At 74.9% G+C, this 23,594-nt stretch carries 22 protein-coding genes; 15 read left to right on the top strand and 7 right to left on the bottom strand.

The genetic code is table 11. The annotated features are described in order from the left end of the window. Window positions 1–42 precede the first annotated feature (42 nt). Window positions 43–834, bottom strand: a complete 792-nt coding sequence (locus ACFYNS_RS10590) for an SDR family oxidoreductase (RefSeq protein WP_388602066.1) — start codon at window positions 832–834, stop codon at window positions 43–45. A 142-nt stretch (window positions 835–976) separates the two neighbouring features. On the opposite strand from ACFYNS_RS10590, the gene ACFYNS_RS10585 reads away from it, so the two are divergent. The 3 genes from ACFYNS_RS10585 to ACFYNS_RS10575 are packed head-to-tail and all read left to right on the top strand — an operon-like array spanning window position 977 to window position 4,071. Next, window positions 977–1,879 (top strand): enoyl-CoA hydratase, encoded by a 903-nt coding sequence (locus ACFYNS_RS10585; RefSeq protein ID WP_360297751.1) that lies wholly within the window; start codon window positions 977–979, stop codon window positions 1,877–1,879. A 2-nt stretch (window positions 1,880–1,881) separates the two neighbouring features. Beyond that, entirely contained in the window at window positions 1,882–3,057 is a 1,176-nt protein-coding gene (locus ACFYNS_RS10580; protein ID WP_360297754.1) for an acyl-CoA dehydrogenase family protein, read from the top strand. Between the two features lie 6 nt (window positions 3,058–3,063). Then, the gene (locus ACFYNS_RS10575) at window positions 3,064–4,071 is read left to right on the top strand and encodes an acyl-CoA dehydrogenase family protein (protein WP_360297757.1); all 1,008 of its coding nucleotides are present in this window, start codon (window positions 3,064–3,066) and stop codon (window positions 4,069–4,071) included. A gap of 60 nt (window positions 4,072–4,131) precedes the next feature. On the opposite strand, the gene ACFYNS_RS10570 is transcribed toward ACFYNS_RS10575, so the two are convergent. Beyond that, complete coding sequence (locus tag ACFYNS_RS10570; protein ID WP_388602061.1) at window positions 4,132–4,812, bottom strand: permease prefix domain 1-containing protein; 681 nt, start codon at window positions 4,810–4,812, stop codon at window positions 4,132–4,134. After that, window positions 4,809–5,201 carry a helix-turn-helix transcriptional regulator gene (locus ACFYNS_RS10565; RefSeq protein ID WP_360303665.1) on the bottom strand — a complete coding sequence of 131 codons (393 nt, stop codon included), beginning with the start codon at window positions 5,199–5,201 and terminating at the stop codon, window positions 4,809–4,811. The genes ACFYNS_RS10570 and ACFYNS_RS10565 overlap by 4 nt, the downstream gene beginning before the upstream one ends. Window positions 5,202–5,329: 128 nt before the next feature. On the opposite strand from ACFYNS_RS10565, the gene ACFYNS_RS10560 reads away from it, so the two are divergent. Continuing rightward, the gene (locus ACFYNS_RS10560) at window positions 5,330–5,845 is read left to right on the top strand and encodes a DUF2269 family protein (RefSeq protein WP_360303667.1); all 516 of its coding nucleotides are present in this window, start codon (window positions 5,330–5,332) and stop codon (window positions 5,843–5,845) included. A gap of 72 nt (window positions 5,846–5,917) precedes the next feature. Here the strand turns inward: ACFYNS_RS10560 and ACFYNS_RS10555 are convergent, their stop codons facing one another. Then, window positions 5,918–6,496: a dihydrofolate reductase family protein gene (locus ACFYNS_RS10555; RefSeq protein ID WP_360303669.1), complete on the bottom strand. Its 579-nt coding sequence runs from the start codon at window positions 6,494–6,496 to the stop codon at window positions 5,918–5,920. A 220-nt stretch (window positions 6,497–6,716) separates the two neighbouring features. Here ACFYNS_RS10555 and ACFYNS_RS10550 point away from each other — a divergent pair, with 220 nt between their 5' ends. Continuing rightward, window positions 6,717–7,334, top strand: a complete 618-nt coding sequence (locus ACFYNS_RS10550) for a TetR family transcriptional regulator (protein WP_360303671.1) — start codon at window positions 6,717–6,719, stop codon at window positions 7,332–7,334. Window positions 7,335–7,436: 102 nt separating this feature from the next. On the opposite strand, the gene ACFYNS_RS10545 is transcribed toward ACFYNS_RS10550, so the two are convergent. Continuing rightward, the gene (locus tag ACFYNS_RS10545; protein WP_388602058.1) at window positions 7,437–8,039 is read right to left on the bottom strand and encodes a transglycosylase SLT domain-containing protein; all 603 of its coding nucleotides are present in this window, start codon (window positions 8,037–8,039) and stop codon (window positions 7,437–7,439) included. Between the two features lie 348 nt (window positions 8,040–8,387). On the opposite strand from ACFYNS_RS10545, the gene ACFYNS_RS10540 reads away from it, so the two are divergent. Continuing rightward, window positions 8,388–9,197 carry an HAD-IA family hydrolase gene (locus tag ACFYNS_RS10540; protein ID WP_360302748.1) on the top strand — a complete coding sequence of 270 codons (810 nt, stop codon included), beginning with the start codon at window positions 8,388–8,390 and terminating at the stop codon, window positions 9,195–9,197. On the opposite strand, the gene ACFYNS_RS10535 is transcribed toward ACFYNS_RS10540, so the two are convergent. Next, window positions 9,170–10,450: a sensor histidine kinase gene (locus ACFYNS_RS10535; RefSeq protein ID WP_388602056.1), complete on the bottom strand. Its 1,281-nt coding sequence runs from the start codon at window positions 10,448–10,450 to the stop codon at window positions 9,170–9,172. The two genes, ACFYNS_RS10540 and ACFYNS_RS10535, sit on opposite strands and share 28 nt — an antisense overlap. 156 nt (window positions 10,451–10,606) lie before the next feature. On the opposite strand from ACFYNS_RS10535, the gene ACFYNS_RS10530 reads away from it, so the two are divergent. The 4 genes from ACFYNS_RS10530 (at window position 10,607) to ACFYNS_RS10515 (ending at window position 13,602) form a co-directional block, all read left to right on the top strand. Beyond that, the gene (locus tag ACFYNS_RS10530) at window positions 10,607–10,819 is read left to right on the top strand and encodes a hypothetical protein (protein WP_360302754.1); all 213 of its coding nucleotides are present in this window, start codon (window positions 10,607–10,609) and stop codon (window positions 10,817–10,819) included. A 162-nt stretch (window positions 10,820–10,981) separates the two neighbouring features. Next, window positions 10,982–11,170: a DUF6104 family protein gene (locus tag ACFYNS_RS10525; RefSeq protein WP_360302757.1), complete on the top strand. Its 189-nt coding sequence runs from the start codon at window positions 10,982–10,984 to the stop codon at window positions 11,168–11,170. A 325-nt stretch (window positions 11,171–11,495) separates the two neighbouring features. Further along, entirely contained in the window at window positions 11,496–12,524 is a 1,029-nt protein-coding gene (locus tag ACFYNS_RS10520) for a DUF4097 domain-containing protein (protein WP_388602053.1), read from the top strand. Window position 12,525: 1 nt separating this feature from the next. After that, window positions 12,526–13,602 carry a helix-turn-helix transcriptional regulator gene (locus ACFYNS_RS10515; RefSeq protein WP_388602050.1) on the top strand — a complete coding sequence of 359 codons (1,077 nt, stop codon included), beginning with the start codon at window positions 12,526–12,528 and terminating at the stop codon, window positions 13,600–13,602. Between the two features lie 135 nt (window positions 13,603–13,737). Here ACFYNS_RS10515 and ACFYNS_RS10510 read toward each other — a convergent pair whose 3' ends face one another. Next, a complete protein-coding gene (locus ACFYNS_RS10510; RefSeq protein ID WP_388602047.1) occupies window positions 13,738–14,388 on the bottom strand; it encodes a TetR/AcrR family transcriptional regulator in 651 nt (216 codons plus the stop codon). Between the two features lie 103 nt (window positions 14,389–14,491). Here ACFYNS_RS10510 and ACFYNS_RS10505 point away from each other — a divergent pair, with 103 nt between their 5' ends. From ACFYNS_RS10505 to ACFYNS_RS10485, 5 genes are all read left to right on the top strand, one after another. Next, window positions 14,492–15,934 (top strand): amidase, encoded by a 1,443-nt coding sequence (locus ACFYNS_RS10505; protein WP_388602120.1) that lies wholly within the window; start codon window positions 14,492–14,494, stop codon window positions 15,932–15,934. A gap of 229 nt (window positions 15,935–16,163) precedes the next feature. Then, window positions 16,164–16,568, top strand: a complete 405-nt coding sequence (locus tag ACFYNS_RS10500) for a CU044_2847 family protein (RefSeq protein WP_388602045.1) — start codon at window positions 16,164–16,166, stop codon at window positions 16,566–16,568. Window positions 16,569–16,997: 429 nt separating this feature from the next. Beyond that, complete coding sequence (locus ACFYNS_RS10495; RefSeq protein ID WP_388602044.1) at window positions 16,998–19,307, top strand: trypsin-like peptidase domain-containing protein; 2,310 nt, start codon at window positions 16,998–17,000, stop codon at window positions 19,305–19,307. Then, the gene (locus ACFYNS_RS10490) at window positions 19,304–20,359 is read left to right on the top strand and encodes a MoxR family ATPase (protein ID WP_360289574.1); all 1,056 of its coding nucleotides are present in this window, start codon (window positions 19,304–19,306) and stop codon (window positions 20,357–20,359) included. The genes ACFYNS_RS10495 and ACFYNS_RS10490 overlap by 4 nt, the downstream gene beginning before the upstream one ends. A 7-nt stretch (window positions 20,360–20,366) precedes the next feature. Next, window positions 20,367–23,576 carry an SAV_2336 N-terminal domain-related protein gene (locus ACFYNS_RS10485; protein ID WP_388602042.1) on the top strand — a complete coding sequence of 1,070 codons (3,210 nt, stop codon included), beginning with the start codon at window positions 20,367–20,369 and terminating at the stop codon, window positions 23,574–23,576. Window positions 23,577–23,594: the final 18 nt, after the last annotated feature.

Raw genomic sequence — 23,594 nt, 5'->3', positions numbered from 1 at the left:
CGCCGGTGCGGGTGACCGCAGGCGGGGGCGTCCCGGTGCCGGTCACGGATGCTGGCTGCTGGCGGAGACCGTCTCGCCCGTCATGTACGAGGAGTAGCCGCTGGCCAGGAAGACGATCACATTGGCGATCTCCCAGGGCTCCGCCCATCGCCCCTGCGCCTCCCGCGCGGTCAGCTCCTCCAGCAGCTCCGGCGTGGTGACCTTCACCAGGTTCGGGTGCATCGCCAGCGAGGGTGAGACCGCGTTGACCCGCACGTCGTACTCCGCCGCCTCCACCGCCGCGCAGCGGGTCAGCGCCATGACCCCCGCCTTGGCCGCCGCGTAGTGCGCCTGGCCGCGCTGGGCGCGCCAGCCGACGACCGAGGCGTTGTTGACGATCGCCCCGCCGCCCGGCTGCTCGCGCATGGCGCGCAGCCCCGCGCGGGTGCAGCGGAAGGTGCCGGTCAAGGTGGTGTCCAGGACGCGGGCCCACTGCTCGTCGGCCATCTCCACCAGCTCGGCGGTGCCACCCAGGCCCGCGTTGTTCACCAGGACGTCGATGCGGCCGTACGCCGCCGTGCAGGTCTCCAGCAGCGTTCGCACCTCGCTCTCGTCCGTGACGTCGCAGCGGACCGCGCGGACCCGGTCGGACCCGAACTCCCGGGCGAGCGCCCGCCGTGTCGTGTCGAGGCGCCGCTCGTGGACGTCGCCGAGGACCACGCCGGCCGCGCCCTCCGCCAGCATGCGTCGCGCCGTCGCGCCGCCGATCCCGCTCCCGGCCGCGGCCGTGACGACGACGGAGCGGTCCGCCAGCAGCTCGTGCGGCTCCGGGCAGACGGGTGCGGCACTGCTCATACGGTGCCCCCTCGCGGATCGGTGGCTCTCGCGGCTCCGCGGGTCTCCCGGCTTCGCGGGGTTCCGCGGACTCTCGACGTGCGGGCGGGGCCAGGTTAATCTACCAAACACTTGTTAGGGAAGCCTTGTCCGAGGAGCGCACATGGCCGATCACGGCGCAGGGGCTCCGGAGACGGTGACGTACGAGCGCACCGGCGCCGTCGCCCGCGTCACCCTCAACCGCCCCGAGTACCGCAACGCGCAGAACTCCGCGATGACCTACGCGCTGGACGCGGCGTTCCGGCGCGCCGCCGCCGACGACGCCGTCGGCGCCGTCCTCCTCGCCGGAGCAGGCGAGCACTTCAGCGCCGGGCACGACATCGGCAGCCCCGGCCGGGATGCGCACCTGTCCTTCCCGCGCACGGCCGGACTGTGGTGGGACCACGTGGGCAAGCAGGGCGCCGAAGCGCGCTTCGCCCGCGAGTCCGAGGTCTATCTGGGCATGTGCCGCCGGTGGCGCGAGCTGCCCAAACCGGTCGTCTGCGCCGTGCAGGGCGCCTGCGTCGCAGGCGGACTGATGCTCGCCTGGGTGTGCGACCTGATCGTGGCCGCGGAGAGCGCCTTCTTCGCCGACCCGGTGCTGCGGATGGGCATCCCCGGCGTGGAGTACTTCGCGCACCCCTGGGTGATGGGACCGCGCGCCGCCAAGGAGTTCCTCTACACCGGGGACCGGATGACAGCCCGGCGCGCCCACGAGATCGGCATGGTCAACCGCGTCGTCCCGGACGCCGACCTGGACACCGAGGCCGAGGCGCTGGCGGCCCGGATCGCCGGGATGCCGCGCTTCGGCCTCGCCCTGGCCAAGCGCGCGGTCAACCAGGCCGAGGACCTGATGGGCCTGCACAGCGGGCTGGACTCGGTCTTCGGCCTGCATCACCTCGCGCACGCGCACAACGCCGAGACCGGCACCGACGCACTCGCCGGGATGGACGCGCGTGCCATGCGGGCGGCGGCACGGAGCCCGCAGCGCCCCGCCGGCGGTACCGGCTCCGAGGACGGTGCCTGACCGTGGACCTGGACCTGAGCGCCGGCCGGCAGGAGTTCCGCGCCGCGGCCCGGGACTGGCTGCGTACCCATGTGCCCGCCGAGCCGCTGCCGTCGCTGGAGACGGCCGAGGGCTTCGCCGCGCACCGCGACTGGGAGCGCGTGCTGTACGACGGCGGCTGGTCGGCCGTCTCCTGGCCGCGCGAGTACGGCGGTCGCGGCGTCGGCCTCACCGAATGGCTGCTCTTCGAGGAGGAGTACCACGCGGCCGGAGCACCCGGGCGCGTCAGCCAGAACGGCATCAGCCTCCTCGCCCCCACCCTCTTCGCGCACGGCACCCGCGAGCAGCTGGCCCGGATCCTGCCGCCGATGGCGGACGGCAGCACGGTCTGGGCGCAGGCGTGGTCCGAGCCCGAGGCCGGGTCCGACCTCGCGGCACTGCGCTCCCGCGCCGAGCGCACCGCACAGCACGGCGGCGGCTGGCTGCTGACCGGGCACAAGATCTGGTCCTCCCGTGCCGCATTCGCCGACCGCGCCTTCGGCCTCTTCCGCACCGACCCGCGCGAGCGGCGGCACCGCGGGCTGAGCTGCCTGATGTTCCCCCTGGACGCGCCCGGTGTCACCGTACGGCCGCTGGGGCGGCTGGACGGCAGGCCCGCGTTCGCCGAGATCTTCCTGGACGGCGTCTTCGTGCCGGACGCGGACGTGATCGGCGAACCCGGCCAGGGGTGGCGCACCGCGATGTCGACCGCGGGCAGCGAGCGGGGGCTGACCCTGCGGTCCCCGGGGCGCTTCACCGCCACCGCCGAGCGGCTGCTGGCCCTGCTCCGGCAGCAGGCCGCACCCGTCGACGGCGCGGTCGCCGCACGGGCGGCCGACGGGTGGATACGGGCCCGTGCCTACCAGTTGGCCGGCTACGCGGCCGCGTCCGCCCAGGAACATCCGGCCGAGGCTCCACGCGCTGCCGAAGCCCTGCCCTCCATGAACAAGATCTTCTGGTCGGAGCTCGACATCGACCTGCACGAGACCGCGCTCGACCTGCTGGGACCGGCAAGGTCCGAAATCGCCGAGGGGCTGCCGGACTCCGGCTGGCTGGACGGCTGGATCTTCGCCCTCGCCGGTCCGGTCTACGCCGGCACCAACGAGATCCAGCGCGACATCGTCGCCGAGCGGGCGCTCGGCCTGCCGAGGGGACGCTGAGCCGCGATGCGCTTTCTGCCCGACCGGGACCACCGCAGCTACACCGCGACCGTCCGCCGCCTGCTCGCCGACGCCGGGACCCACCGGACCGCCCGGGCCTGGGCCGCGGGCGACCACGCGCCGGGCCGCGCCCTGTGGCGGTCCCTCGCGGAGACCGGGCTGCCCGCGCTGGCCGTCCCCGAGCGGGACGGCGGGCTGGGCCGGCGCCCGGCCGAACTCGCCGCCGCCTTCGTGGAGATCGGCCGTGCCGCGGCGCCCGGCCCGCTGGTGGAGACGGTCGCGCTGGCCGCCGCGCTGCCCGCCGCCGCACCCTGGACCGCGGCCCTGCTGGCGGGCGACCGGCTGGCGACCGTCGTCGACCCGGCCACCGCACCCGAGGCCGAGGACAGCAGGGCCCGTGAGCCGGAGGCGGTCGGGTACGCGGTGGACGCGCACCTGGCCGACGCGGTGTTCGTCCCGGTGGCCGCCGGCCTGGCCATCGGGTCGGTTTCCGGTGCCCCGCTGCGCTCCCTCGACCCCGCCCGCCGCCTGGTGCGCTGCGTGCCGGGCGAGCCGGTGCCCGCCGACCTGCCGCGGCTGCGCGCGTTCGCCACGCTGCTGACCGCGGCGCAACTGCTCGGCGCGGGCGAGGCCATGCTGGCGACGAGCGTGGGGTATGTGCGGCAGCGGCGGCAGTTCGGGCGGGCGGTGGGCGCGTTCCAGGCGGTCAAGCACCAGTTGGCGGATGTCGCCGTGGCCCTGGAGTTCGCACGCCCCCTGCTGTACGGCGGGGCGCTCGCCGTGCGGGGCGACTCGGCGGCCGACCCCCGCGATCTGCCCGCCGCCAAGGCGGCCTGCGCGGACGCCGCCCACCTGGCCGCCCGCACGGCGCTGCAGGTGCACGGTGCCGTGGGATACACGGACGAGTACGAACTGAGTCTGCCGTTGCGCAAGGTGCGCGCCCTGCAGGCGGCCTGGGGCACACGGGCCGCCTGCAGGGCGGCCGTCCTCGGCGGCGCGCCGGTGCCGGACTGACGACGCCCCGCTGCCAGCCTCGTCCCGGGGCGGCGGAGTGAAGGCTCACGGGGCGCGGAATCACCCGGTGCGCGCCACGGGTCCGTTCCCCTGCCCGGGGCGCACGCCCGCAGGCACGAGGCAGCGGCGGGACACCCGGACGGAGGTGCCCAGCACGGCGTGCGAGGCGGCGGACAGCGCCCCCGCGAGCAGGAGCAGCGGCCACTGCGCGGTGGCGGCCGCGGTGCACGCCAGAGCCACGGTGGCCGCCGCCATGCCGGCACTCGCGCCGGTTCCCGTCCAGGCGACCAGGCGGGGCAGCGCCTCGGGGACGCGGAACCGGCGCGCCGGTGGGCCACCGGTCGCGGCCAGGGCGGTCGCGGCCAGCAGCGCGCTGACGGCGGCGAGGACGGCCAGCGGAGCGGCCGCCGCACCGAGCGCCGCGCGCGCCAGCGCCCAGCACGCCAGCAGCAGCGGGGCGCAGAGCGCGGCCGCACGCGCGGTGTGCCGGGTCTGGGCGAGCGCCAGCTCCCGTCGGCACTCGGGTGCAAGTTCGGCCACCGGCCCGAAGTCGTGCACGGCGCGGTGTGCGGCGTCGGCGCGCGGTATGCCCTCCCGGGCATAGGCGTCCGTCGCGTCCAGCAGCCCGTGGTGGATCTCCTCGACCATGCGGGACGCGGCCCGGGCCGGTCCCGGCAGCGCCGCGCGCAGCTCCGCGGTGTAGCTGAGCAGCGGGTCGGGGCGCTGCTGGGGCGCGCTCATGTGGCGGGCCGGTGCCGGGCGGGACCGAGGGGTGCCGGCCCGTCGGTGGCCGGGGCGTTCCCGGTCGCCGCGGACGGATCGAGCACCGCGCCGATCGCCGCGGTGAACTGCCGCCACCCGGTGCGCTCGTCCGCGAGCGTCCGCCGCCCGGCTCCGGTGAGGGCGTAGCAGCGCCTGCGCCGTTCGCCGACGGACTGCCAGTCGCTCGCCAGCAGGCCCAGCCGCTCCAGCCGGTTGAGCGCGGGATAGACCGTGCCCGTCCGCAGCTCCAGCACCCCGCCGCTGCGCTCCTGGACCGCGGTGATGATCGCGTATCCGTGCAGCGGCCCGTCCTCGAGCGCTGCCAGCAGCAGCCCGTCCAGGTGTCCGCGTACCGCTTCCGTCTTCATGCGCAGAGTGTAGGCAGAGAATATATTGCTGTGCTACCTATTGCCTGCCAATGCATTGCAGGAGCGTCGGTGCCCACGGCGGACGCGTCGGCGCCCCTGCCCCCTCGCCCTGCCGAATCGGAGCCCTGGTGACCAAGCTGCTGCTCCCCTTGCACGTCCTGGCCGCGATCCTGGCGGTGGGACCGATCTCCGTCGCCGCCTCGATGTTCCCCCGCAGGGCCCGGGAGTTGCTCGCTGCGGGCGCCTCCGGTGCCCCAGGTGGCGGGGCGTCGCCCGGCAGCGCGGCGGGCGCGGCCCTGCTGCACCGCGTCTGCCGGGCCTACGCCGTCTTCGGTGTGGCCGTACCGGTCTTCGGTGTGGCCACCGGCGCCCAGCTCGGGGTCCTCACCGACGCCTGGCTGCTCGCCTCCGTCGTCCTGACGACCCTCGCTGCTGTCCTCCTCGGCGCGGTCGTCCTGCCCCGGCAGGCGCGACTGCTGGGTGCGGCCGGTGTCGGCCTCGACGAGGGCGAGGCCGTGCCGGAGATACCCGACCCGCGTGCCGCGGCGGCCCGACTTGCCATGGTGACCGGCGTCTTCAACCTGCTGTGGGCGACGGTGGTCGTCCTGATGATCCTCCGCCCGGGCTCCACCACGAGTGCCTGACATCCCGCCCGCGGCGACCGGACCCCCGCGCGGGGGCCGGCGCCGCGAACGGGCCGGCGCCCGGTGCCCGGTTCAGCGCTCCCGCTCGTAGGTGGTCATGCTGATGCCCGACGCGAAGTCGCGGGTGGCCACGGGCCGGAACGGGGTCGGTGTGAACGCGCCGTCGAAGAGCGGGACTCCGGCGCAGGCCAGCCGGGGGCTGCGCTTGATCATCAGTTCGTCGATCTCCTCCAGCAGCGGGCCTGCCAGCTTCCCGCCGCCCGCGAGCCAGATGTCCTGGCCCTGCTGCTGTTTGAGTTCCTGTACGACCTCGACCGGGTCCCGGTCCCGCACGATCTCCACCGCCGGGTCCGTCTCGGGCGGCAACGTGCGGGAGAAGACGATCTGCCGCAGATGCGCGTACGGACTGGTGACGCCCTGACTGAGTGCGGGCTCGTAGGTGCCCCGGCCCATCAGCACCGTGTCGAAGCGCCGGTTCGGCGTCTCCGGCAGGCCCATCGCCGCCCGGGCGGGAGTGGGGATCGTCTCGGGCAGATTCTCCAGGGTCGCCGAGACGAAGTCGTCGGGCACCGGGAAGAAGTCGTACTCGCCCTGCGGGCCTGCGATGAACCCGTCGATCGTGACGGCGACGTAGTAGACGAGTTTGCGCACGGGGTTGCTCCTTCGTGGTCGATGACTGCTCTGCCGGGGGCGGTGGGGCGGTGCCGCGACCCCGTTCTCCGTGTCATTGCGTGCTGGGGGAGCCTCGCGGAGCCGAGCACTTCGCTCGGAGTACTCTGATTGGAGTGGTTTGAATATAGTACTTCAAGTGAAGTGGTTCAAGGGTTCGGTGCGGACCCGCGGAAACCTTCAGGAGAACCAGGGAGTCGTCATGCGGCAGAACACCGAGCGGCGCACCGCGCTGCTCGACGCGGCCATCGAAGTGCTGGCGCGGGAGGGCTCCCGCGGGCTGACGCTGCGGGCCGTCGACAAGGAAGCGGGAGTGCCCACCGGTACCGCCTCCAACTACTTCGCCCACCGCGGCGACATGCTCACCCAGGCCATGCGCCGCACCCGCGAGCGGCTCACACCGGACGAAGCGGCACTGGCCGCGCGGATGAGCGCCCCGCGCACGCTCGGGCTCGAAGTGGAGCTGATGCGCGACCTGCTGGCCCGGATGCGCGCCGACCGCAGCAGCTATCTGGCCATGCTGGAACTGCGGCTGGAGGCCACCCGGCGTCCCGAGCTGTACGAGGAGCTGTCCGGGTTCCTGCGCGCTGAGTTCGAGGGCCTGCTGGGCTACCACCGCGACGCCGGGATGCCCGGCGACGACCTGGGCGTCGCCCTTCTCTACCTCGCCATGGCGGGCCTGCTGCTCGACGACATGACAGCCCCGGACATCCTGCGCGACCCCTTCGGCGCCGACCGCCTGATCCAGGCGATGGTGTCCCGCGTCTTCGGCGACAGTGCGGCGCCGGACGAGGGAGGCGAGGAGGCGCGCGGCAGCTGACCGGTGGTCCCGGCAGAGCACATGCGAAGGAGCGGGTGGGAGGTGTGTTCCTCCCGCCCGCTCCTTGGTGGTGTGGGGGTGGTGTGTTGTCGGGTGCGTGTGTCAGTAGGCGGAGTCGACGTTGTCCATGCTGCCGTAGCGGTCGGCGGCGTAGTTGCAGGCGGCGACGATGTTGGCGACGGGGTCGGTGAGGTCGTCGGGGGTGCCCTTGACGTGGTACTGGTCGAAGGTGGGCTGGATGACCTGGAGGAGTCCCTTGGAGGGGATGCCCTTCTGGGCGTTGATGTCCCAGTCGTTGACGGCGTTCGGGTCGCCGGTGGATTCGCGGATGATGTTGCGCTTGATGCCGTCGTAGCTGCCGGGGATGTCGTGCTTGGCCATGACGGCGCGGGCCTCGCGGATCCAGCCGTCCAGGTTGTCGGCGTACTTGGCCTTCGCCCCGCTCTTGCCGCTGTCCTTGCCGCTGTCCTTGGTCGTCTTGGTCGTCTTGGCGGTCTTGGCAGCGTGGTCGGCCTGGGTGGTCAGGTGCTGGGCGGTGGTGGCGGCCTGGTGGGAGGCCGGGCCGGCGGCGTCGGGGGCGGCGGCGTGGGCGGTGCCGGTCAGGGCGGTGGCGGCGATACCGGCCGCGCCCAGGGCGGTCAGGCCGCTGACGGCCAGCCGGCGGGTGGGGCGGACGGTACTCAGAGCGGTGAGGGTGGTGCGCATGGGGGCAGGAACCTTTCGCGGGGGGACGTGGCGCCGCACCCGGCACGGGGGCTGCCGGTGGTCTGGTTGCGGCGTGGGGCCCACCGTGCGGGAGGCACCCCCCACCCCGGCAACCATGTGACCTACGACCCGGTTTAGTCCCCCGCGCCCGCCCGGGCCTCCCGTCCCCACACTCACCCCGAACCCGGCATTTCGGACACACGAGGGCGGGTCGTACGTGACGTGGGCCCTATGGGCGGCCTCACAACCCCCACCCCCGCCAGACCCCCTCCCTCGCACCCCCAGTGATCGCCCCCAAGCACACCGCGACCGTTCCCGACGCCGCACCGGGGGTGGTAGGACGTGCGGATGGATACAGTCCCTGTCTGCGGTCCCGAAGGTCCGATCAGGGCCGGAGCCACCGCCTCCGCGGCTCCTGTCCCACTCCGCGCCGTCCTCTTCGACTTCTCCGGCACGCTGTTCCAGATCGGCACGTACGCGGACCGGATCCGGGCCGCCCTGGGGCGTCCGGTGGGCGAAGCCGAGATGGACCACCTGCTCGACGGGCTGGAACGGGGGCTCACCGAACCGGCCGTGGTGGCGGCACAACAGGCCAGGGACGTCTCAGCGGCCGCTCACCGGCGGGCCTTCACCGCCTGGTACGCCTCGGTGCCGGCGCTCGCTCCCGTCGCGGAGGTGCTCTACGAACAGTTGCGCGCCCCTGGGCACTGGGTCCCGTACGCCGACACCGGCGCGACACTGGCTGCGCTGCGCGGCGCCGGGCTGACGCTCGGCGTCCTCAGCAACGTCGGCTGGGACCTGCGGGAGACCTTTGCCCACCATGGAGTTGCCGAGTACTTCTCGTGCTGGGTGCATTCCTACGAGCACGCCACCGAGAAGCCGGACCCCGCGCTCTTCCGGACGGCCTGCCGGGAACTCGGCGCGGATCCGGACGAGACGCTGATGGTCGGTGACCACCCGGCCGCTGACGGCGGTGCCGCGGGCGCGGGTCTGCGCGCTTACGTCCTGCCGGCCGGCGCGTCCCCCGGAGGGGTCCGGGGCCTGGACGCCGTGCTGCACCTGGCCGGCATACGGAAAGCGGGCGCGGCCAGCTGGAGCGGGCCGCCCGCGTGTACCGGCCGCCCGCCCGGTCAGTCCGGCCAGGGAAGCGCCGCGTAGAGGCGGTAGTCGGCGCCGTCCCTGCCGTGTTCGAGGGTGCCGCCGGTGAGCAGTGTGCGCTCCGCCAGTCCGATGAGGCCCTGCCCCGCGCCGGGGAGCCGCGGACCGGTGGGGTCGCGGGCGGCGCCGTCGTGCCGCACCGGGTTGCGAACCTCGACGGTGAGGCCCGCACCCGAGGCGCCGCGTACGGTCACGGAGACGGGCGCGGTGGGATGCGCGCCGTGCTTGCGGGCATTCGTCAGACCCTCCTGGACGATGCGGTACGCCGTGCGGCCCGCGACCGCGGGTGCCGAGTCCGGACCACCCGCCACCGCGACATCGAGTGCGACCGAGGCGCCTGCCCGCCGGGCCTCGTCCGCCAGGTTTCCGATGTCGGCGAGCACCGGCTGAGGGCGGTTGCCGTCCTCCGGCGCACGCAGCACGCCGATGACGTCCCGCAGGTCCTCCAGCGCCCGGTGGGCACTGTCGCGGATCACGGCGGCGGCCTGCCCGATCTCCTGCGGGGTGGCGCCGGGGTTGAACTCCAGGGCGCCCGCGTGGACGCTCAGCAGGGAGAGCCGGTGGCCCAGCACGTCGTGCATCTCCCGGGCGATGTCCTCCCGCGCCTCGCGCCGCGACTCGGCCGCGGCCCGTGCGGCCCGCTCGCGCAGCGAGATGACGAGTTGCCGCCGCGACCGTACGTACAGCCCCCAGCCGATGCTCCCGGCGACCAGTGCGAAGTAGGTGGCGGCCGACGCGGTTCTGGGGTCGTCCGGCGCCGGTCCGTTCGCCAGGAGGAACGGCACCGGCGCGAAGGCCACGCACGCCAGGTACCCGGTCACGCGGGGCGGCTTGTCGACCGCGACGGTGAACAGCGCCACCAGGATCGGTCCGGTGACGAAGTGCGAGAAGGGCTCCAGGAGCAGCAGTCCGACGGCGAGCGACACCGGTTGCCAACGCCGCAGGAACAGTGACGCGCAGGCCAGTGCGCCGGTCAGTTGATCCAGGAACAGTGCGGTCTCGGAGGTGCCGGAGTCGATCACCACCGAGTCCGCGGTCAGTACCAGGAAGCATCCGGCGAACAGGAACGCGCCGGTGTCGACGACCCGGTCCCGTGTCCCGCGGCGGGTGCGGGAGGCGGCGCCGCGCTCCTCGCGGTGCCGCCGGGTCCGGCGTATCCGTCGCGCGGCGCGGCGCACCGGCTCGCTGCCGCGGTGCAGCAGCCGCTCCACCGTGGGTAGTCGTTCACCGCGTTCGGTCCCGAGCAGTTCCATGCGGCGAATCTACGGCGGACCGCGTGCCGTCGGGACCGGTGCCGGGGAGGCGGCGACTTCGGTATGACGTCCGCGGGCCATGACGCATACTTCGGTCGCCTCCGCCGAGGCCGAAGCCCGATCCGGCGGCCGGCCGGAGCGGGCCAGTCTGCCGTCATGAAGAATTTTCTCGGGTTCGTGTCCTTCGTTCTCCTCGCCCAGGGCGCCGGCGGCCTCCTGCACGAGGTGACCGGCGGCCGGTTCAACCTGTGGACGGTGGTCCAGCGGATCGGCTTTCTCGACGGCTACGAGGTGTACGCCTGCGTCCTGTTGCTCGTCCTCGGTGTCGCGGTCGGTGTGGCCTCGGACGCGGTGGGGCGGCGCGGCTGACGGCTGCCGACGGCGGCCGGCGGTGGTGACGCGGCGGCGCGGGCGGCCGCACGGGCCGGGGGTCCCGCCCGGCGGGGCGGGAGGGGTGCGGGCCGCGACATATTCTGAGGCGGCGGCAGGTCGCACTGCCACTCCCCGTACGGACCGATCAGGAGCAGAACCGTGTACTTCACCGACCGTGGCATCGAAGAGCTGGCGCAGCGGCGCGGCGAGGAGGAGGTCAGCCTCGGGTGGCTGGCCGAGCAGTTGCGCACCTTCGTCGATCTGAACCCCGACTTCGAGGTGCCGGTGGAGCGGCTGGCGACCTGGCTGGCGCGGCTGGACGACGAGGACGACGAGGACGACGACTGACGAGGGCGGACAGGGCCGTTCAGGTTCTTACGGCCGGACGACGGACCGGGCGCGGTCCGGCCCGGTCCGGTTCGGCCCGGTCCGGTTCGGGGCGGTCCGCTCCGGGCGGGTCGTCGCCGTCGCCGGACAGGGGTGGGGGGGCCTGAGAACGCCGGTTCGGGGCGTGCGCGCGGGCTCGCCGCCCCCGGTGGCTTGCACCGCTCGCGATACGCGACATATCGTGTTCACAGCGATACGCGATATGTCGTCGCGCTGCGGTGCCGTACGGCCGGTTCCGTACGGCCTTCCCGTGCGCCCGCAGTGCCCGAGCCTGGGAGGCCGCGCAGTGTCCGCACCCGACGATCGCTCGTGGGAGATCACGACGCCGCAGCGGATCGAGTTCGACGATCCGGTGACGGAACTCCAGGTCCGCGTGGTGGGCGGGACCGTCAACGTCGTCGGTACCCAGGAGCCGACCACCCGCGTCGAGATCGGCAAGGTCAAGGGACCGCCGCTGCGCGTCCGGCGGGAGGGCGGCAGACTCGTCCTCGCCTACGACGACCTGCCCTGGCGGGGCTTCAACAAGTGGCTGGACCGCAAGGGCTGGCGGCGCGAGGTCGAGGTCTCCGTCCAAGTGCCGGCGCACGCCGAGCTGTCGGTCGGTGTCGTCACGGCCGGAGCCGTCGTCTCCGGGGTCCGCGGCCGCACCCGGGTGGCCGGCGTCTCCGGTGACACGACCCTGGTCGGGCTGTGCGGTCCCGTCGCGGCGGACACCGTCTCCGGCAGCGTGGAGACCCAGCGGCTCTCCGGCTCGCTGCGCTTCTCCACCGTCTCCGGGGATCTGACCTGCATCGACGCCTCCGCCGATCAGATCAGGGCGGACTCGGTCAGCGGCGCGATGATCCTCGACCTGGCCTCGCCCCGCGGCGACCGGCCCGCCGACATCCGGCTCTCCAGCGTCTCGGGTGAGCTCGCACTCCGGCTCCCCGACGACGCGGACCTCACCGTGGACGCGCACACCACGGGCGGCGCCGTCTCCAGCGCCTTCGACAACCTGCACACCGGCGGCTGGGGCGACCACCGCATCACCGGCACCCTGGGCACCGGCCGCGGGGCGCTGCACGCCGTGAACGTCTCCGGCGGCCTCGCTCTTCTCCGCCGGCCCCCCGGCGAGGCCGCCGAGCACGCGGCCGAGAACGGTGCCGACCCGGCAGGCCCCGGTCCCGACCCCGGTGCCGCCTCCCGCGTCGGGGTTCCGCGGCCCGCGCAGGGGCCCGGCTCCGGCCGCGACGCGCCCGCCCGGGAGGCGGCGCCGGCCCGCGACCCGCACCCGCCCGGGCAGCCGGGCACCCCCTCTCCGGCGAAGGACCTGTGACATGCCCCCCGTCTTCGCACACGGCCGCCTGCGCCTGTATCTGCTGATGCTGCTCGACGAGGCGCCCCGGCACGGCTACGAGGTCATCCGCCTCCTGGAGGAGCGGTTCGAGGGGCTGTACGCGCCCTCCGCCGGAACCGTCTACCCCCGGCTGGCCAAGCTGGAGGCCGAGCGGCTGGTCAGTCACACCACCGAGGGCGGCCGGAAGGTCTACTCGATCACGGAGGCCGGCCGGGCCGAGCTGGTCGACCGGCAGGCCGAACTCGCCGAGCTGGAGGTGGAGATCCGCGACTCCGTGGCCGCGCTCGCCGCCGACATCCGGGAGGACGTCAGCGGCACGGCCAGCGACCTGCGGCGCGAGATGCGCGAGCAGGCCCGGGACGCCCGCGGCCGCGCCAAGAACGGGCGCGGACGCAGCCGCTCCGCAGCCACCGGTGCGGCTCCCGGCGCCGAGAGCGCCTGGGGCGGCGCCTGGGAGGGTGTGCGCGGCGACAAGGAGGGGTGGCGCCAGGCCAAGGAGGAGATGCGCCGCGCCAAGGACGAGTGGAAGGAGCAGGCCCGCAGGGCCAAGGAAGAGGCCCAGCAGGCCAAGCAGCAGGCCCGCAAGGAGCGCGAGGCGCACAGCGCGGCCCTCGCCGAGGTGCGGCGCATCGCGCACCAGGTGCAGGAACAGGTGCAGACCCGGATGCGGGGCGGCGACTGGTCGGGCGCCGTCCGCGACGGCATGTCCGAACTCGCCCGTGAGATGGGCGACCTGGGGCGGTTCGCCGGTCAGCCGCCCCGCCCCGCGGAGGAGCACCCCGGCCCCGCCGGAGCGGAGTCCGATGACAGAGGTGGTCTGCTGCTTTCCGACTCCACCGGCGACCCGGCGCGCGATCTGGAGCGCCTCCTGGACCGCTTCCGTGACGACGTGCGGGACGCGGCGCGCGACCACGGCGTCGGCGAGGGCGAACTGCGCGAGGTGCGGCGGCAGCTGTCCACCGCGGCGGCCCACATCGGGGTCGTGCTGCGCGGTTCCGGCGGAGGAGCCGACGCCTCGGGCGGCGGATCGGCGGAGGGCGCCGCGAGCGGGAACTGAACCCCGCCCGCGGCGGGCCGGTACGACCCGCCGTCCCTGCCGGAACCTGGCCCGCGGCGCGGATGACCCCTGCGGCCCCGGACGAGGTTCCGGCACAGGGCTCTCCGGCGTCCGGCACCGGCCTGGCGACCGCCGTCACTCGGCCCGGGCTGCCCGAGCGGTGCGGGGGTGCTCCCAGAGGCGGACCACGTACGCGCGGAGGGTGTCCTCGGCCTCCTCGGTGCTCAGGTGTCCGATGAGGACGTGGCTGGTCAGGCCGTCCGCGAGGGCGAGCAGGGCGCGGGCCTCGCGCTGGGGATCGACCGACGCCGCGCCGCTGTCGGGGCCGTCCGGGTCACCGGGACCGCCCCGGACGGCGTCGATGACCAGGCGGGCGAGGAGGCCCTGGAGGGCCGCGTAGCTGATCCGGAGTCGGGCGGCGAGCGGCTCGCTGACCGCGGCCTGGGCGACGAAGGCGAGCCACACCCGGGCCTCGGCGCGGTGCGCGCTGTCGAGCAGGGCGATCTCGGTGGCCGCGTGTTCCAGGGCGGTGCCGGGCGACAGTTCCGGGCTGTCGGACAGCCGGGCCCGCATGCGCGCGGTGACGCGTTCGCCGACGTGGTCGACGGCGAACACCAGCATCTCCTCCTTGGTGCGGAAGCAGCGCTGCACGGCGCCCAGCGAGACCTCCGCGTGGGCGGCCACGTCGCGCATCGTCACCCCTTCGGGGCCGTGTGCGTCGGCGAGCACGCAGACGGCCTCGGCGATCCGCCGGCGTCGGTCCTCGTAGTCCACCTGCTTGGGCATGCGGGGCGCCTCCTTAATTCAATACAAGTGTATCGGATCTGGGTTAGGGTGCCGCGGCGAGCACTTCGACACAGGATTCGACACAGGAACGGGGAGGGCAGCAATCGTGCGGGACGCCCTTTGGAAGATGCCGGCCGCGGCCCAGGCGGCGGCGGTCCGGAACGGTGACGTATCGGCCGCCGAACTGGTCGGCAGCCACCTGGACCGCATCGCCGACGTCAACCCGCGGGTCAACGCGGTCACTCAGCTCATGGCCGAGCGCGCGCGGGAGGCCGCGGCGCGGACGGACGCGCGCCGGGCCGCCGGTGCGGAACCGGGGCCGCTCGCCGGAGTGCCCTTCACGGTGAAGGAGACCACGGCCGTCGAGGGCGTGCCGACCACCATGGGAGCCGCCCGGTTCCGCGATCTGGTCGCGGAGGCCGACGCGCCCCCGGTGGCCCGGCTGCGCGCCGCCGGAGCCGTACCCATCGGCCACAGCAACGTCCCCACCCTGATCCTGGCCGGGATGCACACCCGCAGCGAACTGTTCGGCGACACCGTCAACCCGTGGGACCCGAGCCGGACTCCGGGCGGCTCCAGCGGCGGCGACGGAGCGGCAGTCGCCACCGGCATGGCCGCGCTCGGCCTCGGCAACGACTCCGGCGGGTCGGTGCGGATCCCGGCCTCGTTCTGCGGTGTGGCCGGACTCAAACCGACCGCCGGCCGGTTCCCCGCCGATCACCGGCTCTTCGGCCCGGCCGACCCGGGGCCGGCCTCGCAGATACTCGTCACCGACGGCCCCCTGGCGCGCACGACCGCCGATCTGCGGTTGGCGTACGAGGTGCTGGCCGGGACCGATCCGCGGGACCCGCGGGCCGTTCCGGTACCCGTCCGCGGCGAGCCGCTGCCCGGGCCGGTGCGGGTCGCGGTCGTCGCCGACCCCGGCGGCCACGGGGTCCACGCCGCGGTCAGCGGCGCGGTCTCGGCCGCGGCCGACGCGCTGCGCGACGCCGGCTACGACGTGCGGGAAGTGGCGGACGTGCCGCGGCTCGACGAGGCGCTGGAGGCGTACCAGCGGATCGTCATGACCGAGTTCGCGCCCAACTGGCCGGTGCTGCGCACCCTGCTCGGCGAGGGCGGGGACCGCTACATCGAGATGACGATGGAGAAGACCCCGCCCGCGACCGCCGCGGAGTTCATGCAGCTGATGGGAGTGTGGCTGGGCGTCCGCCGCTCCTGGGCGGAGTTCCTCGACACCTACCCACTGCTGCTCGGCCCCGTGTTCACCGAGCCGCCCGTCGAACCCGGGCTGGAGTCGCGCGACCGGGCAGGACGGGAGCGGGTCGGCTCGGCGATGCGCCTGTGCACGGTGACCAGCTTCGCGGGCGTGCCCGCGGTCGCCGTGCCCACCGGAGTCGCCGACGGGCTGCCGCTCGGTGTGCAACTCGTCGGGCGCGCGTTCCGCGAGGACCTGTGCCTGGATGCCGCTCAGGCGGTCGAGGACCGCCTCGGTGTGCTCACCCCCCTCGATCCTCGCCCGGACGCCGCGCCGGCGGCAGCGCGCTAGGAGCGCCGCGCCGCGGGACGGCGGCGCGCGGAACCGGGTATTCCGCCGGGCCCCGGTCCGACCCCGGTCCGGCCCCCGCCCGACCCCCGTCCGGCCCCGGGCCTCCGGTCCCGGCCGGTGCGACCGGGACCGGAGGGCCGGGAGGGTTCAAGGAGGCCTGGTACAGGGCAGGTTGAGGCGTGCAGGGGCCTCGACGGGGAGCGTCGGCGGCAGAGGCGAGGGGGCGCACATGGAGCAGGAGATCCGGGAGATCACGCTGCCGGGCGGGGAGACGGTGCTGGCCCGGGTGCACGTACTGGATGACGACGAAGTGCCGTTGGAGGCCGAGGAGTTCCAGTACGACGACGTGGGCATGCAGGACATGCTCGTCGCGCGGGCCCAGCAGCTCAACGAGGTGATCGGCGGAGTGGGCTCCGCGGTGCTCGCCGCTGCCCGGCACGCGCGCCCCGACGAGGTCAGCGCGACGTTCGGCGTCGAACTCGCCGTCAAGTCCGGCAAGGCCCTGGCCGCGGTTCTCGCCGAGGGTGAGGCCAAGGGCGCCGTCTCCGTCACCCTCACCTGGCGCAAACCCGAGGCAGCCGCCCCCGGGCCGGACTCCGGCACCGGTGGCAGCGGCGCGCCGCAGAACGGGTGAGCCGGCGTCCGACCGCCGGGGCCCCGGCAGGGGGCGCGGGGAACGACGCACCTCGGGCGTACGAAGGCGCGGCGTCGGCGCGCGACAACTGACGCGCCCCGGCGCCGAAGTGCCCCCGCGCGCCCCGGTCGCCGCCCCGGCCGGGACCGCGGCGACCGGAGAGCGCGCGGGCCGACGAACGCCGGCCTCGCGGACGGCGACCGGCGAAGGGCGGACCGGGGGGAAGGGCCACCGTCCCACCCGGAGACGGAGACGGAGACGGAGACGGGCGGGCTGCGAACCCGCGCCTCCCGCCTGTCAGTTGCGGCCACTAGCCTGCTGGAGGGTTGCGGGGAACCCGGCGTAGAGGGGGAGCGTTGTGACAGGAGTGCGAGCCGCGCGACACGGCGGTTCACGATTCGGCGTGCTGCCGTGCGCGCCCTGTGCCGTATGAACGCCCCCGCGAACCTCGCCGACTCCGTTCGCGCCTCGGTCGTGCGCATCGGGGCACCCCCCGAGGGGTACGACGGAAGCAGCGGGACAAGCGGCGACAGCCGCCGCAGCGACAGGAGCCGGCGAGCGTTCTGGGGGAGCGGCTTCTTCGTCGCGCCCGGATGGGTCCTCACGTGCGCACACGTCCTCGGCAAGGGGGCCGCGCCCGTCTGGAGGGGGGAGCGCGCCATCGGCATCACGATCGGGGACGCCGCGGACAGCGCGAGCGGCCCCGCCGCCGCGAACGGCACCGGCGGGGGCGGCGGCACCGTCCTCCTCGGCGAGCTGGCCTTCGGACTGCCGCGCCCCGAGGACTCCCAGGCACCGCCCTCCCCCTGGCCCTTCCCCGATCTGGCGCTGGTGCGGGTGCCGGGCGCCGAGGACGCCGACTGCCTGTGGCTGAGCGACCGTTCCGTACTGACCCCCGCGGACATCGGACTGTACGGCTGGGCGCCGGGTGAGGTCCGGGGCGACCAGATGTTCTTCACCGGACTCGGGAAGGCCACCGGCGTCGTCGGCCGCCCGCTCATGCTCAGCGGCGACCAGCTGACCGAGGGCTGCTCCGGCGGTCCCGTGCTCGACCAGCGGCGCGGCACGGTGCTCGGCGTCAGCAAGGGAGCCGGCCGGCGGCCGGGCACGGGCCTGGCGACGCCCGTCACGGCCCTGCGCCGACTGTGCGACGCGGGACCGCGCGGTGCCCGGGTGCTGCACGAGGTGCTCTCCGCGCACGACCGGCACCACCTGAGCCGCTACACCGGATTCGGCCACAGCTGGCATCGGCAGCACGCCCGGCTGGGCCCCACCGGCGGCGAGCCCGCCTATGGATTCACCGTCGACCGGCGCGCGGAGCTGTACGCGCTGTTCGCCGAGGTCGAGCCGCCCACCGGGGCCGGTCAGGTGCTGCAACTCGCCAACGAGGCCCGGAACATGGTGCTGCGCCGGCCCTACACCCTCCGCGACCACGATCCGCGCTCCTGGCGGGAGGGCGCGGGCCTGCTCTACGACCCGCGGGACCACAGCACGGCCGAGGAGGAACCGTCCCCGGACCTCGCGCTGGAAGCGGTGGTGCTGTACGCCGCGAAGGTGACGGCCGCGCTCCACCGATCGGGTCCCGGGCGTACGCCGCGCGCGGTCCGCGCACTGGCCGAGCTGCGCGAGTGGGTGGAGCGCACGGCGCGGACCCTGCTCAACGACGTCATCCGGGCCCGGGTCCCCGGCGTGCTGGACGGCCACCGCGCGGCCTCCGCGGCGCGTGCCGACGTACTGGTGGAGATAGAGCCGGACATCTACGGCTCCGGTCGGCACGCCTGGCGGGTGGCGCTGGTGCGCCCGGCCGACAAGGACGAGACCCCCGGAGAGGCCGCCGGCGGAGCCTTCGGGGGCCTGTCCGACGCGGACCAGGCCGCGGGTGAGGACGGCGAGCGGGAGGAGATCACCGTCGAGCAGAGCCGGGAGGACGCGCCGCGCCCCGGCCTGGAGGAGGCGGTGCGCGCCGCGCTGTCCCAGGCGCTCGACCAGTGCGACGTGGACGACCACCTCGCGGCGGTGGAGTTCATGCTGCCCCGCCCGCTGTTCGACGAACCGGTGGACGGGTGGCGGGCCCGCCCCTACGACCCCGACGACCCGTTCAACCCGCACACCATGCCGCTGGGCCAGCGCAGACTCGTGGTCGTACGCGACCGGACGCGCAAGGACCAGGGCTTCACCCCCGAGTGCCGCACCCGCGCCGCCGCCGTCCTGAGCGGCCCCCTGGAGGCCGTGCCGCTGCGCCGGGAGGTGCCCGACGCGGGGCACGACGGGCCCGGTCCCGAGGGCGGGCAGGCCACCTACGGAAGGCTGCGCGCGGCCTCGCCCGGTGCGGTGCCGGTCTACTGCGCACGGGTCGGCAGCGGCCCGGGTGCGCGGGCCATGGCGGCGGCGCTCGGCGCGGGGCACGCCATGGCGCTGTGGCGGCACGGCTGCGGCGACGGCCAGGACCACGACGACTGCGCCGAGTTCCACCGGCGCGCCGCCGAACTGCTGGCCCGGGTGCACTCCGCGCGGCAGGTCCCGCTGCACATCAGGACCCTGCGCAACCGCAACGCCGAGTCCGCCGACGACTCAGAAGAGTCAACAGGCGTCAACAGCACGCCAATTGATCCCTCGGCGGCCTGGGCACGGCATATCGTCCTGCTCTACGATCCGCCCCACAGGACCTCGGGGGACGGACCGCTGCGCGAACCACCGCTCATGCCCAGGCCGCCGACAGCGTTGAGGAGCACACCGTGAGCGATTGGCGCATCTACCGCGGTGCGGGGGTGCCGCACGAGGCTGTGCGCGAGCTGCCCGACCCGCCGCCCTGGCGGGACTTCACCGGCGCCGGCACCGGGCCGGACTCCCCGGACGGCGGGGACGGTCCGGAGGGCGCCGACACCGCCCGCCGACTGGGGGCCCGGCGCCGCCTGGTGGAGAGCCTCCACCCGCGCCCGGAGGAGGTCGAGGCCGTCAACGCGGCGCTGTACCTGCGCCGTCCGCTGCTGGTCACCGGCAACCCCGGCACCGGAAAGTCCACCCTCGCGCACGCGGTCGCACACGAACTGGGCCTGGGAAGAGTGCTGCGCTGGCCCATCGTCAGCCGCACCACCCTGCAGGACGGGCTCTACCACTACGACGCCATCGGCCGGCTGCAGGACGTCCAACTGGACCGCGCGGTGGCCGGGGACGGCACCCCGTCCGCCCGCCCGCCGATCGGCTCCTACCTGCGGCTGGGCCCGCTCGGTACGGCGCTGCTGCCCGCGCGCCCCGCCGAGCCGGGCGGGGACCCGCTGCCCCGGGTGCTGCTCGTCGACGAGCTGGACAAGAGCGACATCGACCTGCCCAGCGACCTGCTGAACGTCCTGGAGGACGGCGAGTTCACCCTTCCCGAGCTGGAGCGCATCGCCGACCGCGAGCCGGTCACCGAAGTGCTGACCGCGGACGGCGACCGGGCCCGGATCGAGGGCGGCCGGGTGCGCTGCACCGCCTTCCCGTTCATCGTCCTCACCTCCAACGGCGAGCGGGACTTCCCGGCGGCGCTGCTGCGCCGGTGCATCCAGCTCGACCTCAAACCGCCCGGCGACGAGCAGCTCGCCGCGATGGTCCTCGCGCACCTGGGGGAGGAGGCGCTGGAGGACGGCGCCGAACTGGTCCAGCGGTTCCTGCGGCGCCAGCCGGGCCAGGTCATCGCCACCGACCAGCTCCTCAACGCCCTGTTCCTCACCCAGCACGCCTCCGGCGTCGAGCGGGTCTCCCGCGACCGGCTCGCCGAGATGCTGCTGCGGCCGCTCGACCGCCCGAGGTGACCGTGACATGAGTGCGGCGCCGACCCCGCCGCGGCGGCCTCCGGGCAGCGGCCGGGAGTCCACCGCGGAACCGGGTCCCGCGCAGCGGTACCGGCAGGACGTCACGGAACTGGTGGCACGGCTGCGCGCCGCGGGCCGGGAGCCGGGGTCCGAAGAACTCGCCGAGGCGCTGTGGCTCGCCCGCTTCGCCTCGGGCTGCGCTGCACGGGAACCCGACGCGGACTCCACCGGCCCCCGCTACCAAGGGAGCCGGACGCCGCAGCCGGAGCCTCCCATGCCCCCAGTCGAGGACCACGACGCCGACGAACCCGCCGACACCCACCCGGTCCAGGAGCGCACGGCACCGGTCTCGCTGTTCGCGCCGCGTCGGCACGGCGGAGCCCCGCCGGCCGGCTTCCCGGTGCGGGCGCCCGCGGCGGGGGCACTGTCCGGACTGCTGGAGCTGCAGCACGCGCTGCGCCCGCTGCACGGCTACCGGCCGCCGCTGCCCCCGGCCACCGGCGCGCTGGACGAGGAAGCCACCGCCGACCTGAGCGCCCGCTCCACCACCGTGCTGCCCGTCTTCGGCACCGAGGTACGCCGCTACAGCGAGATCCAGCTCCTCATGGACGCCTCACCCACCGCGTCGGTGTGGCAGCCCACCCTGGAGCGGCTGCGGCAGACCTTCGAACAACTCGGTGCCTTCCGCGACGTCCAGGTCCGCTATCTGCACCGCGCCCCGGACGGAGCCCCGCTCATCGGCACCGGCCCCGCCGACGGGACCGCGCGGCTGCGCCCCGCTGACGAGTACCGCGACACCACCGGGCGGCGGCTCACCCTCGTGGTCAGCGACTGCGTCGGCGCGCTGTGGCAGGACGGGCGCGCCCAACGGCTGCTGCACCACTGGTCCGGGCGCTCCCCGCTGGCCGTGGTGCAGCCGCTGCCGCCCCGGCTGTGGCCGCGTACCGCGCTGCCGGCCGAGCCCGGCCTGCTGCTGCGCGAGCGCAGCGCAGGCGGGCGCGTCACCTTCGAACCGGACAGCTTCGCGGTGCCCGGGCAGGACGACGCGGTGCCGGTGCCGGTGCTGCTGCCCACACCCGAGGCGCTGGGCAACTGGGCGCGGCTGCTGGGCACCGAGAGCGAGCGGGCGGTCGCCGGTGCCGCCGCCTGGGTGCTGCCCCGGCACCCGGCGATGCCCGCGCCGCGTACCTACCCGGGCGGCGTACCGGCCCGCACCCTGCTGCGCGAGTTCCGCAACAGCGCCTCACCCGGCGCCCTCGACCTGGCCGTGCACCTGGCGGTGGTGCCGCTGCTGCTGCCGGTCATCCATCTGGTGCAGGAGGCGATGCTGCCCGATACGGGGCCGATGGAGCTCGCCGAAGTGCTGCTGTCCGGACTGCTGACCCGGCTGCCGGAGGAGGACGGCCCGCACGGCCGCGGGGAGGCAGCCGGCGGCCGTGGAGAACCGTCCGGGCCGCGCTACGCGTTCGCGCCGGGTGTGCGCGAGCTGCTGCTGCAGTCGCTCGACCAGGGCGCCGCCGTCCTCATCCTCAAACATCTGTCCGGCTATGTGGCGCAGCGCTTCGGCAAGGGCACCCGCAATTTCGCCGCCGTGGCCGTCGCCCAGCTCTCCGGCCGCACCGGCCCGGCGCAGCCGGTCCGGCCCCCCGGAGGGCCCGTGGAAGAGGCCACCGAGCCCGACGAGGCCGAGGACGGGGACGAGATGTTCGCGACGATCCCTGCCGAAGTGGTCCGCTTCTACCTGCCCGAGCAGACCGCGGTCGACCAGGTCGCCGAGACCGAGCGGCTGCTGCGCCGCTGGCGCGACCAGGGCGACATCCAACTCCTGCACCGCGCCCGCTCGGTGGGCGAGGCCGCCCGCACCGCCGACCGCGACAGCCTCCGCGCCCGGCTGGCCCTGGGCAGGGTGCTGCACGCCCTCGCCGGCACGGCCTCCGTACGCCGTAGCCCGCAGGGCCCCGAGCCGTTACTCAGGGAGGCCGCCGAACTGCTGACCGGCGACGCTCCCGGCACGCTGCTGGAGCGCGCCGGCGTGGAGTACTCGCTGTGGCAGGCGCGCGGCGGGCAGGCGGCTCCCGACCCGGTCGGCACCCGGCACCTGCTGCGCGCCGAGGGGCTCTTGCGCTCGCTGGCCGGACGCACCACCGCGACCGGCCGGGACACGACGGACCCGTCGCTCCCGCCGGACGCCGAGCGCACCCGTAAACTCCGGCTGGGCCGGGTGCTGCTCGCACTGGCCCGGACCGCGCCCGAACACCGTCACCGGGCGGCCGCCGAGGCCGCCGGCGAACTCCGCGAAGCGAGCGACATGCTGGCAGACCGCGCCCCCGGGTCCCCCGAGCCCTCCGGTGCCCCCACGACCTCCGAACCCCGGCCCGCGACGGTGCCCGGACAGCACCCCGAGGAGCACCGGGCGCAGCACTGCGGCGCCCTCCTCGACCTGGCGGCCGCGCTACGGCTGAGCGGCGCACCGCCGCAGGAGCGCCTCGAGGTGCTGACGCGCGCCGGGAGTCTGGCGGGGGAGCACTCCGGACTGCGGCTGCGCTGCGTCCGCGAGCGCGCCCGGGTGCTGCGCGAGACAGGGGACCTGGAAGCGGCGAACGAGGCGTACGCGGAGGCCGAGCAGTTGTCCGACCGCGACAGCGCGCAGCGCGGCGACCTGCTCGTCGAGTGGGGCGAAATGCTGTTCACCGAGGTCGGTGCCCTCGCGCGCGCGGAGGGCCCGCTGCGCGAGGCCCTCACGCGTGCCCCGTCCGGCAGCCCCACCGTGGCCAGGGCCGGGCTGCTGCTGGGCCGCCTCCTGCTGCTCCGCTACGAACGCGAGAGCTTCCTGCCCGACCTGTACGAGGGGTGCCATCTGCTGGAGCAGGCGGCCCGCCAGGGCCCGGAGGCCGAGAGCCGTGCACAGGCGTGGCTGCGGCTGGCCGCGGCGCGCGCGCACTTCCCCGCGGGCGCTCCCGAGGTCCAGCAGGCGGCCGGCGAGTTCGGCAGAGCACTGGAGGAACTGTCCGGTACGCGTGCGGGCGGCTCCCTCACCGCGGCCAGGGCCCTGCACGGGCGGGCCGAGTTCCACCGCGCCCAGGGGCGCACCGAGGAGGCGCTGGCCGACTACCGCGCTGCGGAGACCGAGTGGCAGCTGCTGGCCGGTCACCTCGCGGACATCCCCTGGGCCGAGGTGCGCGCCACCCGGGACCGGATGGCCGGACTGGCGGGGTGACGGCCCGGCCCGGCCGAC

Source organism: Streptomyces sp. NPDC006925 (assembly GCF_042869575.1).
GTDB lineage: Bacteria > Actinomycetota > Actinomycetes > Streptomycetales > Streptomycetaceae > Streptomyces.
This window is presented reverse-complemented; position numbering and strand designations above follow the sequence as displayed.